At 52.7% G+C, this 14384-nt stretch carries 14 protein-coding genes; 1 reads left to right on the top strand and 13 read right to left on the bottom strand.

Going from position 1 to position 14384, the window contains the following annotated elements:
* Positions 1-5: 5 nt before the first annotated feature.
* The 3 genes from WC891_06350 to WC891_06340 form a co-directional block, all read right to left on the bottom strand.
* On the bottom strand, positions 6-3017 hold the full coding sequence (locus tag WC891_06350) for a TaqI-like C-terminal specificity domain-containing protein (GenBank protein ID MFA5867560.1): 3012 nt from the start codon (positions 3015-3017) through the stop codon (positions 6-8).
* An 812-nt stretch (positions 3018-3829) separates the two neighbouring features.
* Entirely contained in the window at positions 3830-4114 is a 285-nt protein-coding gene (locus tag WC891_06345; protein MFA5867559.1) for an acylphosphatase, read from the bottom strand.
* Positions 4107-4259, bottom strand: a complete 153-nt coding sequence (locus WC891_06340; protein MFA5867558.1) for a hypothetical protein — start codon at positions 4257-4259, stop codon at positions 4107-4109. Before WC891_06340 ends, WC891_06345 begins: the two co-directional genes overlap by 8 nt.
* Before the next feature lie 456 nt (positions 4260-4715).
* On the opposite strand from WC891_06340, the gene WC891_06335 reads away from it, so the two are divergent.
* Positions 4716-5201 (top strand): hypothetical protein, encoded by a 486-nt coding sequence (locus WC891_06335; GenBank protein MFA5867557.1) that lies wholly within the window; start codon positions 4716-4718, stop codon positions 5199-5201.
* Between the two features lie 94 nt (positions 5202-5295).
* Here the strand turns inward: WC891_06335 and WC891_06330 are convergent, their stop codons facing one another.
* The 10 genes from WC891_06330 to WC891_06285 all read right to left on the bottom strand — a co-directional run bounded on the left by WC891_06330 (position 5296) and on the right by WC891_06285 (position 14370).
* Positions 5296-6228 carry an RluA family pseudouridine synthase gene (locus tag WC891_06330; protein MFA5867556.1) on the bottom strand — a complete coding sequence of 311 codons (933 nt, stop codon included), beginning with the start codon at positions 6226-6228 and terminating at the stop codon, positions 5296-5298.
* A gap of 2 nt (positions 6229-6230) precedes the next feature.
* Complete coding sequence (gene lgt, locus WC891_06325; protein ID MFA5867555.1) at positions 6231-6980, bottom strand: prolipoprotein diacylglyceryl transferase; 750 nt, start codon at positions 6978-6980, stop codon at positions 6231-6233.
* Positions 6961-7440: a signal peptidase II gene (gene lspA / locus WC891_06320; protein ID MFA5867554.1), complete on the bottom strand. Its 480-nt coding sequence runs from the start codon at positions 7438-7440 to the stop codon at positions 6961-6963. The genes lgt and lspA overlap by 20 nt, the downstream gene beginning before the upstream one ends.
* The gene (locus tag WC891_06315) at positions 7440-7832 is read right to left on the bottom strand and encodes a TraR/DksA C4-type zinc finger protein (GenBank protein MFA5867553.1); all 393 of its coding nucleotides are present in this window, start codon (positions 7830-7832) and stop codon (positions 7440-7442) included. Before WC891_06315 ends, lspA begins: the two co-directional genes overlap by 1 nt.
* Positions 7833-7893: 61 nt before the next feature.
* A complete protein-coding gene (ileS, locus tag WC891_06310) occupies positions 7894-10644 on the bottom strand; it encodes an isoleucine--tRNA ligase (protein MFA5867552.1) in 2751 nt (916 codons plus the stop codon).
* A 4-nt stretch (positions 10645-10648) separates the two neighbouring features.
* Complete coding sequence (locus tag WC891_06305) at positions 10649-12001, bottom strand: DivIVA domain-containing protein (GenBank protein MFA5867551.1); 1353 nt, start codon at positions 11999-12001, stop codon at positions 10649-10651.
* Between the two features lie 17 nt (positions 12002-12018).
* Entirely contained in the window at positions 12019-12306 is a 288-nt protein-coding gene (locus WC891_06300; protein ID MFA5867550.1) for a YggT family protein, read from the bottom strand.
* Positions 12303-13142 (bottom strand): pyrroline-5-carboxylate reductase, encoded by an 840-nt coding sequence (gene proC, locus WC891_06295; protein ID MFA5867549.1) that lies wholly within the window; start codon positions 13140-13142, stop codon positions 12303-12305. Before proC ends, WC891_06300 begins: the two co-directional genes overlap by 4 nt.
* Positions 13143-13145: 3 nt before the next feature.
* Entirely contained in the window at positions 13146-13634 is a 489-nt protein-coding gene (gene sepF, locus WC891_06290; protein ID MFA5867548.1) for a cell division protein SepF, read from the bottom strand.
* A 28-nt stretch (positions 13635-13662) separates the two neighbouring features.
* The gene (locus tag WC891_06285; protein MFA5867547.1) at positions 13663-14370 is read right to left on the bottom strand and encodes a YggS family pyridoxal phosphate-dependent enzyme; all 708 of its coding nucleotides are present in this window, start codon (positions 14368-14370) and stop codon (positions 13663-13665) included.
* Positions 14371-14384 lie beyond the last annotated feature (14 nt).

Raw genomic sequence — 14384 nt, 5'->3', positions numbered from 1 at the left:
GACTCCTAGATAATTGATCCCTCCACGATCTTGATTTCTTCGGGGGTAAGGTCGTAAAGTTCATAAACGAGCTGGTTGATTTGGCGGTCGGTGGCGTCGATTTGACGCTGCAACGATTCCCGTTCTGTCGGTGTTTTTGCCTGAGGTATCTTATTCATCAGGCGAAGCATGTTGTCAGATAACCTTATTATGTCTGCCTTCATATTTTTTTCAGATTGAATTGAGTCGTCTGGAACCTTTATGGGAAACTGAACAAAGAATACTGAGCTAGGCTCATAGAAGCCACCCCGAAGCTTCGGTAACATATGCTGAAACAAGAAATTATTAAGCTTGCTGTTCAGTACTCCTAACAGATATTTGTCTTCAAGGGGTATTATGTAACATTTCTGGTTAGCCAAGACACCCTTATTATCAAATGCAAACTCTGGCTTCCTGCATATGTTCGGGTAAACAATCTTTGGCTCTTTGAAATCCTCAAAATATTCAGACGCGTATCGGCTTAAGGCAAACCAGGGAAATCTACCAGCTTTGGCCTCCGGCCTATCCTCAAGTTCTTTTCTAAAGCTCTTCAAGTGCGCTTCTACTGCGGGATAGGTGCCGATGTCTAGATCCCAGGGAATATATAGAACGAATAGGTCTGGATAATCAACCTTCCATCGCTTAATATCTCTTCCACGAAGCCACGGCATAACTAAATCGTGACTCTTCGGATCCTCGTCAATCAATCGGTCTCGAGTTGCCTTATCAACAACAAATGCATCGTTAAAGCCGGTTAGAAACCCACGATAAATCTTTCCGCCCACATACTCGCCAAGCGGCACGCCTTTGCTTTTTAGTTTGTCCAAAAGCGCCTGAACAACCTCGTTGGCTAATGGCCAACCCTTGTCATCTAACGAAGTCTGATTGACTGTGTATTCGCGCTCTTTTACATAGAGAGCCAAATCATCGAAGTCTAGTGAATCTATCTTTGCTGCTTGGAAGGTCCTTGTTGTGCCATCCTTGCCAATGGTCAATATGCACGGGTACGTAGTAGCGGTCTGGAAAACAGGTAAATCGCCGAAGTCGATGATGCCTTCGATATGCTGTTCTTTAAGCCATTTCCGCAGCGGCTCGCCGTAATTGGCGCGCATCCACTTGTTGGCGACAATAATGCCGAAATGTCCGCCTTTCTTTAGTAGACCCACACCCTTTTCAATGAAATAGGTATACAGGTCCGCTGTTCCAGCGTATGTTTTGAAATGCGCTTTCGCATATGCCTTGAACGCATCTCCCAGGATTTCTTGTCGAACATACGGCGGATTGCCAATAACGGCGTCAAACCCGCCTGCTTCTCGATTCCCCCGACGAGCAGAACCGTCGGGGTCACTCGAAGAGTATTTTGGCGTTCCGAATACCTCTGGAAACGCCTGTTCCCAATCCATCGGGTTTATTCGGGCCAATTCTTCCGGCTCGATGATAAGCTTCTCGGCGAAGTAATCCGTGCCAATCAAGGAATTCCCGCATTTGATGTTTGCGCTGAGGTCAGGCAGAACGCGCTTATCAAATAGTGTTCTTTGAGTCTCGTCTTCTAGTACTTTAAGGAGCAACGATAATTTAGTGACTTCGACAGCTTGGCTGTCGATATCGACACCGTGAATGTTATTAATCAGAATCCGCCGGCGTTCCGGCAATGTCAGCCGATAACCGCTGCTGGATTCATATAGCTTCGGTGACTTTCCTTTAAGTAGTTTGGCTGGTTCGTGATTCCGGTAATATTCAAGATACCAGTCGAGCAGGAACTGATAAGCTCCGATAAGGAAAGATCCGGAGCCGCACGCTGGATCAAGAATATTTAGCTTGTCTACATCCTTCGGTGTTTTTCCCTCAACTAGCTTCCCAACCGTGTTCTTTACAATGTAATCGACGATATATGTGGGGGTATAATAAACGCCGCCTGCTTTCTTAACCTCAGGTTTATCTTCGACCTTAGCTTGATGACCTTCGGTGAGACGAATCACCTTACCTAGGAATCGCTCGTATACCTGACCGAGGATATCCGCCGATATGACCGAGAACTCATATGGACAATTCGGATAGTAAATCCGTTTGATAATTTCTTTTATTGTTTTGTCGTCGATGGTCAGACTCGGCGTCAGATCATCCGGGTCTTCAGCAATGTCTTTCTCTTTTTTAAAGTGGAATAAACCGGAGTTGTATCGCTCGTCTGCGTATAAGAAGTGTTTCAGAAGTGCCTTATATACTTCTTTACCTGAGGCTATTTTCTGTAGGTCCCCGTAGCTTTCAACGCCTCGATCCTCACAGATGCGGAGAAAGATGATCCGATCAATGGTTTGCTGAACTGAATAATTAAGTTGCTCGACGGTCAGGTGTTTGTTACGGATGGCGATGTTCTTCGCCAGTTCCTCACGCCAAGACTCGATTTCTTTTAGAAACGCTTCGTCAACGGTTTGCGTCCCCCGCTTCTTGTCAGAGATTGCGTATTTATCGAAAGCGCCCTTTAGGATGGCATCCTGAGAAAATATGCCGGCTATCTCATCCCATTTGTCTGCATAATCTTTATAGGTGTAATAGTTGAGCCGGCCGACGCCGGCTTTGTCAGTGACGTTAGGCTTTGTACGACAATCGTAGACGGCGAACTCTTCAAAGTCTGTGATTATTCCCAATGGAAGTTTGGCTGACCAGGCGTAGCGCCTAATCTGGAACGCGACGCCCATGTCTTCTTTCAAGTTGATCGAGGGCTTCTTGGCCTCAACGTAGAACTTCCGGGTGCCGCCTATGCGGAATTCATAGTCCGGCTTTTTGGCCTTTCCCTCGACATCGACAGACGCTTCGCGCACAACATCTTTGTATTGCTCGGCGCGGGCTTTCTTGTTGGCAATATCCCAACCAAGCGCTTCAAATAAAGGGTCGATGAATTCAGTACGGATTTCCGCTTCGCTATAGACACCGGCGCGGTATTGCTCCCGGTTCTGCTCATATCGCTCAATGAGTTCGATGATTGCCTGAGGTGCCGCCACGTATTTGCCATCCTTCCACATTCCCGCGGATAGTTGCTGTGATTATAACATCTGTATATAAATAGATACTACGTAAGAAATCGTTTAAATAATTGTATCGTATCGAACAAGTGTTTGCCATGGAAGGATTGGGCGTAATTGACTCCTAAATGAAAAAGAACCCCGTAAGGACTAACCCTCACGGCGTTCTTTTCCCTATTGATTCTACTGTTAGTATAAACTCTCTGTTTGCCCACAGTCAACAGAGAGTTACTCGCAGTAATCACCGTATGTCGACATGTACATCCCATAACCTAGGTTGGACACGAAATTTCTACATGTCCATCCTGTGGATATGTATTATGGACTTCTCGATGATTCTGCACTTTATCGACACGTTGTTAATACGTGTCGACGGCATCGACACGTTAGCGTAACAACAAATCAATCAGAGTGGTTTCTGTTTCTGCTCGTGGCCCCTCGCCTCAATCCTCTCACAGTCGGGGAGAGGAAAATAATAAGATCGAGCACCATAATCCGCGAGTCTATTATTGTGGGCGGGAACATCGAACAAGGGTTTCCTTTTTTATTTAGTTCCGCGGACCAGTCCACGGTTGCATTGGCCTCCGACCTGGCACCCTCACCTTCTCCATTCACTTCGTTCAGTCGAAGAATATTATAATCGAGCATGTGGACAAATCACGACCGAGCGGAGAGCATTGTTTGCGAAGGCGTTGCGACTTGAAACATGGGGTCAGGCCCTATCGCATAAGAAGAAAGGGCCTGACCCCAAGACACAACGATGGTAGGCCGCGAGCTGCCTGCTCGTCTATCTAGAACGTATGCTTTTGTTCGAAGGTCGTAAACTCGCCGGTGGGGGTTTCCCATTGGATTTCGACTCCGGCGACTTGGGCGGCCGGCGGGCCTTCGTAGCACCAGTCAATCAATCGCCTGGCGGCTTCCTTGTTGCCCTCCGCGACGATTTCCACGCGGCCGTCAGACAAGTTTCTGACCCATCCACATAGATCTAAACCGTCCGCAGTCTCAGCCGCGGCCGCCCTGAAGAAGACGCCTTGCACATGTCCCGATACAAAGATATGCGCGCGCGATTCAGGCATTTTTGATTTCCTCCTCGTCGCGCTTCTCTTTTTCTTTCTCGCGCTTATCCGGAATCACCTTTTCCGGCGGCGCGACAGGCTTACGCGCCTTCTTGTAAGCCCTCAACAAATCTTTTTTTGATTGCTCGGAATTTTGCTTGTCCATAGGGGAATTATAACAATGACACTAGTTAAACTTCTCGACTCCTCGCTTGCGCTCCTCGCTCGAAGATTATTTTTTACAAAAGAACTGTCTGCGTGCTTGGCCCCCTCACCTCAATCCTCTCCCCGTCGGGGAGAGGCAGTAATAAGATCGAGCATGCGGACAGGCGAATCTATTGTCTGGGGCTTCTCGACTCGCTACGCTCGCTCGAAGAGCAATTCGGGGGTTTCGCTCGAAGATTATTTTTCACAAATGAAACATGGGGTCAGGCCCTATCGCATAAGAAGAAAGGGCCTGACCCCAAAGCACTAACGATGGTAGGCCGCGAGCTGCATGCTCGTCTATCTGTCCTGCATACTCTCCACTCCTAACAAAAACCCCTAAACCCCTGAAGAGATTAAACCGACATATGTAATAACACGTCGCAAGTGGCGCAAATCTAGGACAGGCGGCAAGGAAATGAAAGAAGAATTTGTCGAACTAAAACTTCAGTTTCTGAAGGGGCAGGTCGAGATCAAGGACAGCAAAGATCCCGACTTCCCTGACGGGCGTTACCAGAGCTATTCGCGCCTGGTAAAGAAGATAGGCGACAAACTCTATCTGGAAGTCGTCATGTCCAATAAGAACGCGCACTTGCGGTGCCATAAGTGTAAGCGGCGCGTGCCGCTGCTTTATCCGTTCGGCTACGTGTACAAACAGATCGCGTGCAGCGAGGGCGAATCCATAATCATCTGCCTGGATTGCCTCAGCAAAGCGACCGATCAGGAGTTGGCCTTCTTCGTCATGAATTACGGCCACGCCGATCTGCCGCCCAGCTGCGCCGACTGCCCCGACAAAAATGATCCGACCTCATGCCCGGTTAAGCAGAAGTGGGACAAGATCGGCACTGAGGTTACGGAAGAAATTGAGGCATTTCTTGACGAGAGGGAGCGCAAAAAGAGATAGAGTGCGACGCTCGTGCGCGACTTAAGTTTCTGGGGAGGTTCTTAAGTCGTTGCCAGACAAAAAAGCGGGGCTTAAACACCCCGCTTTTTTGCTTTCATTTCTCAGCCGCGAGCAACGCCGCCTGTAAGTCCGGCGGCAAACCGTCGGTTAAGGAAATCTCCCGTCCGGTAACCGGATGAATGAATTCAAGGCCGGCCGCGTGCAGGAACTGCCTCTTTAAGCCAAGTTTGGCGGCAACCGTTGAGTCCGGACCATACACCGGATCGCCGACGATAGGATGGCCGATATGGGCGAGGTGTACCCGTATTTGGTGTGTTCTGCCCGTTTCCGGTCTGACTTCGAGCAGCGTGTAGCGCTTGAACCGTTCCTTAACCCGCCATCGCGTAAAGGCTTCTCTGCCTTTAGCGCCCCCCGTGGCCATTCGCTTGCGATCTCGCGCGTGGCGGCCGACAGGTTCTCCGATAACGCCCTCGTCGTCTCTAAATCCGCCTTTTACCAAAGCCAGGTAGGTTTTTTTGATCTCCCGCTTTTTTAGCGCTTCTGACAAACCCTGATGGGCGGCGTCCGTCTTGGCGGCGATTATCAAACCCGAGGTGTCTTTATCAAGACGGTGGACTATGCCGGGACGGTCGGTGCCGCCGATACTCGACAAACCTTTGGTGTGGGCCATGAGCGCGTTTACAAGGGTTCCGGATGGATGACCCGGCGCCGGGTGCACGACCATTCCAGGAGGCTTCGACAAGACGACAAGATAGTCGTCCTCGAAAACGATCTTTAGCGGAATCGGTTCGGCTTTAGTCGCGACGGAGGCCTTTGGCGGCAGGATCGCCTCTATGGTTTCTCCTCCGGCGAGGTTGGAAGATTTGGAATGGACTGAACCGTCGACTTTTACCAGGCCCGCGTCAATCAGTTTCTGCGCTCGGGACCGGGATATATCCAGGCGCTCTGCCAGAACTATGTCCAAGCGTCTGCCTTTGTCCTCCTGCCCGGTCTTGACGGTTCGCCCGGCCGCTTCGCCGACGGCCATCTCTAGAGCAGGTCTTCTTGCCGTCTCCGGATGATAAAGTACAGGCTGACGGCGAAGACGGCAACGCTGATAAGTTGGGCGAACGATAATATGCCTAGAAGTTTCCAGCTTGAGTAACGGATAAACTCGACGAAGAACCGGCCGAAACTGTATAAGGCCAGGTATATTAAAAACAGGCTGCCGTCGGATTTGAACTCGACCTTTTTCTCCAGCCAGAAAAAGATTGCCCCGAACATCGCCAGCGCCCAAATCATCTCCACCAGCTGTGTCGGCAGATAGCGTCCGCTCCCGAAGAAGTCGACGCCGAACGGCGCTTTGGCCGGAATGCCGTAGCAGCAGCCGTTCAGGAAGCATCCCAATCGTCCGATCGCGGTCCCCAAGGCCAGGGGCGCGGCGATCGCGTCGCCCAACCTGAAGATGTTCAGCTGCTTGCCCCGGGCGATCAATATCAAGCCGAGGGCGCCGCCTAACAGTCCGCCGTAAAACACCAAGCCGCCGTTCCAGATGCGTAATATCTCTAACAGGTTTTGGCTGTAGTAGTCGCCCCAGTGGCCGACCACGTAGAACAGCCTGGCGCCGATCAATGAGCCCACGGCCACACCCAACACAAGGTCGTAAGCAAGGTCCGGATCGAAACCGCGTTCCTTCATCTCGTAACGGGACAGAACCAAGCCGACGATAAAGGCAACCGCCAGTAGCGTGCCGAACGAGTATATAGTTACGCCGCCTACCTCAAACAGTATCGGATACATCCGCCTCTTTCTCCCGACGTTCCCTGACGATATCCCTAAGCATAACAAGAATCAGCAACGCGACGCCCGTAACAATGGCTGAGTCCGCGATATTGAAAACCGGGAAATTCGGGACGTGCATGAAGTCCGTTACCCAGCCTAAACTTATCCGGTCAACGAGATTGCCGGCCGCGCCGCCCAGTTCCAGGCCAAGGGCCAAGTTGAACAACAGGTCGGCTTCCTTTGTTTTCAGATGATAAACGATTATTAAAACGATGGCTATAATCGTCGCGACGACGAACACCGGCTGTTTTTGCGAGAACATGCCGAACGCGGCTCCGGTGTTCCTGACGTGCGTAAAATAGAAGAATCCTTTGACCAAAGTTATCGATTGGTTGGGGTCGATAGAAACGCGAACCGCGTATTTGGTTACTTGGTCTGCGACCAGCACGAGGCTCGCGACGGCCAGCAGGGGCAACATCAGCGCCTGTTTTCCTCTTCCTTCTTACAAGTTATGCAGAGATTGGCGAATGGCACCGCTTTAAGCCTGGCCGGATCGATTGAACTTCCGCAGCGGTCGCATACGCCATATGTGTTCTTATCCATCTTTGCCAAAGCGATATCTATCCTGCTTAGCATATCTTTTATGTTGTTTTCCAGGGTAAGATCGCGTTCGCGTTCGAACGTCGCGGTGCCGCTGTCGGCCAAATGCTCGTCGTGAGCGGTTTCCCCGCTCATGTCAGACTGCAGCATGTTCAGATTGCCTTCATTCAATTCTTTCAGCTCCGCCGCGAGCGTTTCCTTTTCCTTCAGCAGCCGCTCGCGGTAAACCTCAAGTTTCTTCGCGTCGAGCGGTTTGTTTGCGTTGTCCATTAAATCCTCCGGATTGCGGCTCTTATTCGTAAGTGATAATTATACTCGCTGTCGAGGGACCTTACCACTTCTTGACCGTCTCCGCGCAGCGCGGGCATAAGGTCGGATGGTCGCTGTCGCGGCCGCGGTCGACGCTGTAATTCCAGCAGCGTTCGCATTTCTCCCCTTCGGCCTTGACGACCTTCACCTTAAGCTCTCCGCCGTCCGCCTTGGCGACTTCGACTTGCGAAACAATGAACAGCGCCGGAAGTTCCTTGATGTTGTCTTTTAGAAATTCGTATAGCTTGCCTGATGCATAAAGCTCTACCTTAGCTTCAAGAGCGTTGCCTATCGTCTTCTCGTTTCTGGCGTCCTCTAAGGCTTTAAGGACTTTGTTCCTTACTCGGATAAGCTCTGCCCATTTCTCATCACGGTTTTGGTTCCACACGTCATCTCTCTCTCCTGGCCATAATGTCACATGGACACTTTCTATGTCGCGAGACGATTCCGGTAAGGTCTGCCATATCTCCTCGGCCGTAAAACATAATATCGGCGCCATTATCTTAGTTAGAACAGTCAGAATCTCGCTCATAACTGTCTGCGCACCGCGGCGCTCCCGGCTTGCCGGCAGATATGTGTATAACCTATCTTTCAGGATGTCTAGATAAAAAGCGCTCATGTCTACAGCGCAGAAGTTATGAATCTGTCGATATACATCGTGAAAGGCATAAAGATCGTATGACTCTGTGACTTGTTGGAGGAGCCAATATACTCTAGACAAAGCCCATTGATCAATCTCTGTCATTTCTTCATAGGCCACCGCGTCCTTGGCGACATCAAAATCCGACAGATTGCCCAACAAGAATCTGACCGTGTTTCTTATCCGCCGGTACGATTCCCCGATCCTGTCCAGAATCTCATCCGATATGGCCACGGCGGGACTTGAGTAGTCACCGGACGAAACCCAAAGCCGCAGAATGTCCGCTCCGTTGGTTTCCATCAGGTCGAGCGGGCTGATTACGTTGCCCACGGATTTCGACATCTTTCTACCCTGCCCGTCGACAATAAAGCCGTGTGTCAGCACACCTCTATAAGGCGCCGCGTCGCCTAGACCAACGCTCACGAGGAGGGACAGCTGAAACCATCCGCGATGCTGGTCGCTGCCTTCAAGATATAGGTCTGCCGGCCAACGCTGGTCGTCCCTCGTTCTTAACACGGCCGTGTGGCTGGTCCCCGACTCGAACCAGACGTCTAAAATGTCCGTTCCTTTGCTGAACCCCGCGCGGCCACACTTATCACAGTTTGTCCCCGGCGGAGCGATATCGGCCGCTTCCTTTATGTACCAGCTGTCGGCGCCCTCCGTTCTGAACAAATCCTCTATGGCCTTTAAAGTGCTATCAGTGACGACGGGTTCGCCGCATTTATCGCAGTATAGTATCGGCAAAGGCACGCCCCAGGTACGCTGCCTGGAAATGCACCAGTCCGGGCGCTCCTCGACCATGGAGGTAATCCTTTTCTCCCCGGCCGACGGTATCCATTCTACGTCCTTGATGGCCTTTAGCGCGTTCTTTCTCAAATCCCCTTCATCCATGCGGACAAACCACTGTTTGGTCGCCCTGAAAATGACCGGATTCTTGCATCGCCAACAGTGTGGATATGAGTGCGCCACCTCTCCCTGAGCCAGCAGTATTTCCCGTTCGGCCAAGTCTTTTACTATATCCGGATTTGCTTCCCTGATATTACGGCCTGCCCATTTACCCGCTTCGTCGGTAAATATACCGAGATCGTCGACCGGCATAACCACCGGCAGGTCGTTTTCCAAACCAACCAGATAATCCTCTTCGCCGTGTCCCGGCGCAATATGTACGCAACCCGTTCCCGCATCCAGCGTTACATAGCCGGCGGTCACGACGACCGATTCCTTATCCAGGATAGGATGTTTGGCTGTCAACCCGGCCAAATCCCTGCCCGGAAACTTGGCGACAACCTCCGTTTCCGCCAATCCGGCCTCCTCGGCTACCAGCGGAACAAGGCGAGTCGCCATGATAAGGATCTCGCCTCCCGACCTTACGGCCGCATATTCCTCATCCGGATGAACGGCAACCGCGACGTTGGCCGGCAATGTCCAAGGGGTGGTCGTCCAGATGACAATCGATTTTCGTTCTTGATAACCGTCTAGCGGTTTAAAGGGTTTGGTTAGCGGAAAGAGAACGTAAATGGAGGGCGACATCTCATCTTCGTATTCGATCTCCGCTTCGGCCAGCGCGGTTTTATCATGATAACACCAGTAAACCGGCTTAAGGCCGCGATAGATCAACCCTTTCTTATACATTCTCGCGAAAGTGCTAACAATGGTCGCCTCGTACTCGCGATCAAGCGTCAGATAAGGGTCGGCAAAATTCCCCCTGACGCCCAGCCTCTTGAACTCTTTGGCCTGCCTCTCGACAAACTTTAGCGCGTAATCGCGGCATAAAGCCCGGAACTCGCGGGCCGGCACCGTTTTTCCGTTCAGCTGCTTCTCGACCTGGTGGTCGATCGGCTGTCCGTGACAGTCCCATCCCGGCACATACGGCGCCCAATAGCCGCGCATGCTTTTGTAGCGCACGACAAAATCCTTCAGTACTTTGTTTAAGGCATGTCCGATGTGGATGTCGCCGTTGGCGTAGGGGGGCCCGTCGTGAAGGATAAATGGAGGACGCCCCGCGTCGGCGATGCTTTTTGAGTAGTTGCCGGTTTTCTCCCAGTACTCAAGGATTCCCGGCTCCCTGTTCGCCAAATCGGCCTTCATGGGGAAGGCCGTCCTCGGAAGGTTCAGGGTCTTCTTATAATCCATCTATTTAGATATCTTTCCAGAAGCTTTCGTCCTCGACGATCTCAATATCCTCAAGGGCGGACTTGCCCGTTTTGGCTTCCTTATTCTCTACCTTGGCTTTAGCTTCAGATTCTGCTGGTTTAGCGGTTTCCGGCTCGGCGGCTTTGGCCGGTTTAGGCTCCATCATCTCGCCGGGCATCGTAGATTCCGACGCCTTGACTTCTTTCTCCGCTTTGGTCGGCTTCTCAGTCGCTTTCACCGCTTCGTCCACGGCTTCCTGTAGTTTATCCCATTCCGCGCTAACAGCTGATGCTTGACCTGCCTCCTGATCAAAAGGCACCTTGGCCTCGTCTGCTTTGGCCTCGGCTTTCTTCTCCTCGACCTTGGCCGGGGCTTGTATCGTGTCCGCTTTCTTATCTTCGGCCTTCTGCGCTATTTCCTTCTGCGCTTCTTTGGCTTCTTCTGCTTTCTTATCCTCCGCCGCCTGCGCGGCGATCTCATCAAGCAGCGCCGCCGCTTTGGCCTTACTGTCTTCTATTATGGCTTCCTTGACGACCGCTTCCGGTTTGGCCTCGGCTTCCTTAGTATGAGCCGCTTCCTCTTTCTTGGCTGGGGGCGCCTCAACCTTCGCTTCCTCTTTCTTGGCTGGGGGCGCCTCAACCTTCGCTTCCTCCGGTTTTGTTTTCGCTTCCTCCGGCGCGCCGGCCTTCAACTTCGGTACCGGCGCAGTATCTTCCGGTTTACCCGCCGGCTTGTCCGTCGTAGCTTCAGCGGCAGCTGGCGCTTCCTCTGCCTTAGCGGCCAGTGGCTCGGCTGGCGAAGCCTTTATCGCCTTGGCCGGGCTTTCCTGTTCTTCCATCTCGCGGCGCCGTTCTCCCAGCGCAGCCATGTCTTCCGGCAGAATCCACTTTTTGACATCCTTGCTATCTCCGACAGCTACTTCGTCCAGCAGTTTCAAATATGACTGCAGCGTAGATTTAAGTTTAAAGCGGAATTCTTCTTCTATCTGTTTGACAATGGCCAGGGATTTCTGGAGCTCGCGGTGCTGGTCGCGCGACTCCTGCACCATTTTATGGGCCTTTATCTCCGCCTCGCGCAGGATGTTCTCGGCCTCTTTGGTCGCGTTCTTGCGGACGTCGTCGGCCGTCTCTTGCGCGGCCACTAAAGCCGCTTGCATCCGCTCGCCTATCAGCTCGTACTTCTTATTCTCTTCGACCAGGCGCTCCACTTCTTCCTTAAGGTCGATGTTCTCCTTAAAGACCTCTTCGTATGATGAGGTAATCCGGTCGAGAAACTCGTCGACTTCTTCTTCTTTGTACCCGCGGAAACCCGAGCCGAATTCCTTTTCCTGAATGTCTCGCGGCGTGAGCCTGGCCATCGTATGTCCTCCTTGGTTTAAAGGCTTCGCAGGATAAAGAGCACGAAGTTCTGCAAAACCACTAGGGTAATTATAGCTATCAAGGGTGAAAAATCAAACCCGGCGCCGCCCGCGGCGACCATCGGTATCATACGTCTGAACAGCGATATAAACGGTTCGGTTATATCAATTATGAAGACGGCTATCGGCTTTACGGCCGGGTTGTCCAGAAGCTGCGGCACCCACGAAAGAATTATCCTGGCAATCAGAAGCCAGTAGTAGACGGTGAACGCGGTATTGACGACGAGGATAATGGTTCCAGTCAATCCGCAGTCCCCTTTTCTTCGAGCTCCCGCTCGATCTCCACGCCCCGGTCGGAAGCCGCCCTTACCGCGTCCTCAACGATTGACACGAAACCGCGCTCATCAAAAATGTCCAAAGCCGCGGCGGTTGTACCGCCTGGCGACCTTACGATGTCAATCAGTTCCGCCGGCGTCTTCTTTGAATACTTAAGCATCCTCGACGCTCCGAACATTGTTTCGTGGGCCAGTTTATAGGCCGTCTCACGGTCCAGGCCGACTTGGACGCCGGCGTCGGTCAGCGCTTTGACAAATAAATAGAAGTAAGCCGGGCCGCTGCCGCTGACCGCTGTTACCGCATTCATGTCCGATTCTTTGACAGTCACGGTTAAACCCACAGCGGAAAAAACTTCTCCAGCGGTTTTAATGTCCGCCTCCGTCGCGTTCGGGCCGGCGGCGATCGCTGAGATGGCGGCGTCCTTTTCGGCCGGCGCGTTCGGCATCACTCTGACGACCCTCGCCCCGGCCGGCAAGCCGGCCGCCAGCGTCTTGATGTTAACCCCCGCTGCGATTGAGATAAGCAGCGTCTTCACCTTCAACGCGTTCTTGAGGCCGGCCAGCGCGTCCGGAACGTCCTTTGGCTTGACGGCCAGTATGACCGCGTCAGCGCCGGCGGCCGCGTCAGCGTTCGACGGTGCGGCCGTAAGGCCGTGTTTCTCAGCCAACGAGGCCAGCCTAGCGGCGTCTCTATCGGCCGCGGTGATTTTGGCGGGGTCGGCGCCCGATCTGATCAAACCCCGGATGAGGGCTTCCCCCATCCGGCCGGCACCTATGAATGCTATGCGGAGGTTTTCGCAGGCCATTATCTAGAATTGATTGAACAAGCCCTGCTCCTGCAGGCGCATCTTTTCCTCGGCGGATACCTCCATATTCGCCGGGACAAGCAGAAACACTTTGTCGGCCGCCCGCTGGATGTTTCCACCCAGACCGTACGTAAGGCCGCTGGCGAAATCAATCAGCCGTTTGGCCAGATCCGTGTCCACGTACTGCAGGTTCATAAGGACCGGGATATTCTGTCGGAAACGCTCGCCTATTTGTTCCGCGTCGCCGAAGCCCTTGGGTTCGATAATGTGCATCGCGTTTTTCAGTCCGGCCGTCGGTACCGGACGGACAGCCGCCGCGGCCGTCGCCACGCCGGGTTTTCTCTCATGCGGATTAAGCTTCCTGACGTTAGGCTCGGTTTTATACGGCGGCGTCGATTGTCCGACGTCTTCTACCGCGCTATCCTCGTATTCCTCAAAGTCCTCGTCTTCCACCAGTCCCAGATATACAAGCGACCGTCTGAAGATTCCCATTCCTTACTTCGCCTCCTAGTGACTTCTTTTACTTGCCGCCTACCGGCGGGCGTTCTCCCATAATCGCTCGGCCGATCCTGACGAGGGTGGCGCCTTCTTCCACCGCGACCTCAAAATCGCCGGTCATGCCCATCGACAGAGTGTCAAACGACTCCGGAAGACGGCTTCTTTGTTGTTCGAAAAGCTCCCTCATCAGTCTTAAGTAAGACCTGGCCGATTCGGGTTCGCTGACAGCCGGCGCCATCGTCATCAGGCCTCTAACCTTAAGATTAGGCAAATTGCGGGTCGAATCGATTAGCGACGTAAGCTTGTCGGGACTTATCCCGGCCTTCGTCTTCTCCCCCGATACGTTGACCTCGATCAGCACGGATTGTATCTTACCGGCGGCTTGGGCTCTTTTATCGAGCTCCGCGGCCAACGCCTGCCGGTCCACCGAATGGATCAGATCGGCGAACCCTATCACATATTTTACCTTATTTGTTTGCAGCATTCCGATGATATGCCAGGATAATCTGTGTCCCTCGACCTCGCGGCCGAGCACAGCGAATTTATCCGCCGCTTCTCTGGCCCTGTTCTCTCCCAACGCGTCGGCTCCGGCCTCTATGGCCTCGACGATGCGTGAAACCGGGAAACCCTTGGTCACGGTTACCAGCTTAATCTCGTTGGGATCTCGCCCGGCTCTTGCGGCCGCGGCGGCGATACGTTCGCGTACCCGGGTTAAATTATCGGCAATCAATCTTACTCACGCCT

The sequence above is a fragment of the Actinomycetota bacterium genome (assembly GCA_041658625.1).
In the GTDB taxonomy this organism is placed as follows: Bacteria; Actinomycetota; JAHEXW01; order JAHEXW01; family JAHEXW01; genus JBAZZW01.
Note: the sequence above shows the minus strand (reverse complement) of the source record. Positions and strands in the feature narration are given on the sequence as shown.

Bases quoted from the DNA above. Each gene is read 5' to 3' on its own strand.
- WC891_06345 (MFA5867559.1), bottom strand. From the start codon at position 4,114: ATGCCTGAATCGCGCGCGCATATCTTTGTATCGGGACATGTGCAAGGC.
- WC891_06340 (MFA5867558.1), bottom strand. From the start codon at position 4,259: ATGGACAAGCAAAATTCCGAGCAATCAAAAAAAGATTTGTTGAGGGCT.
- WC891_06335 (MFA5867557.1), top strand. From the start codon at position 4,716: ATGAAAGAAGAATTTGTCGAACTAAAACTTCAGTTTCTGAAGGGGCAG.
- WC891_06330 (MFA5867556.1), bottom strand. From the start codon at position 6,228: ATGGCCGTCGGCGAAGCGGCCGGGCGAACCGTCAAGACCGGGCAGGAG.
- lgt (MFA5867555.1), bottom strand. From the start codon at position 6,980: ATGTATCCGATACTGTTTGAGGTAGGCGGCGTAACTATATACTCGTTC.
- lspA (MFA5867554.1), bottom strand. From the start codon at position 7,440: ATGTTGCCCCTGCTGGCCGTCGCGAGCCTCGTGCTGGTCGCAGACCAA.
- WC891_06315 (MFA5867553.1), bottom strand. From the start codon at position 7,832: ATGGACAACGCAAACAAACCGCTCGACGCGAAGAAACTTGAGGTTTAC.
- ileS (MFA5867552.1), bottom strand. From the start codon at position 10,644: ATGGATTATAAGAAGACCCTGAACCTTCCGAGGACGGCCTTCCCCATG.
- WC891_06305 (MFA5867551.1), bottom strand. From the start codon at position 12,001: ATGGCCAGGCTCACGCCGCGAGACATTCAGGAAAAGGAATTCGGCTCG.
- proC (MFA5867549.1), bottom strand. From the start codon at position 13,142: ATGGCCTGCGAAAACCTCCGCATAGCATTCATAGGTGCCGGCCGGATG.
- sepF (MFA5867548.1), bottom strand. From the start codon at position 13,634: ATGGGAATCTTCAGACGGTCGCTTGTATATCTGGGACTGGTGGAAGAC.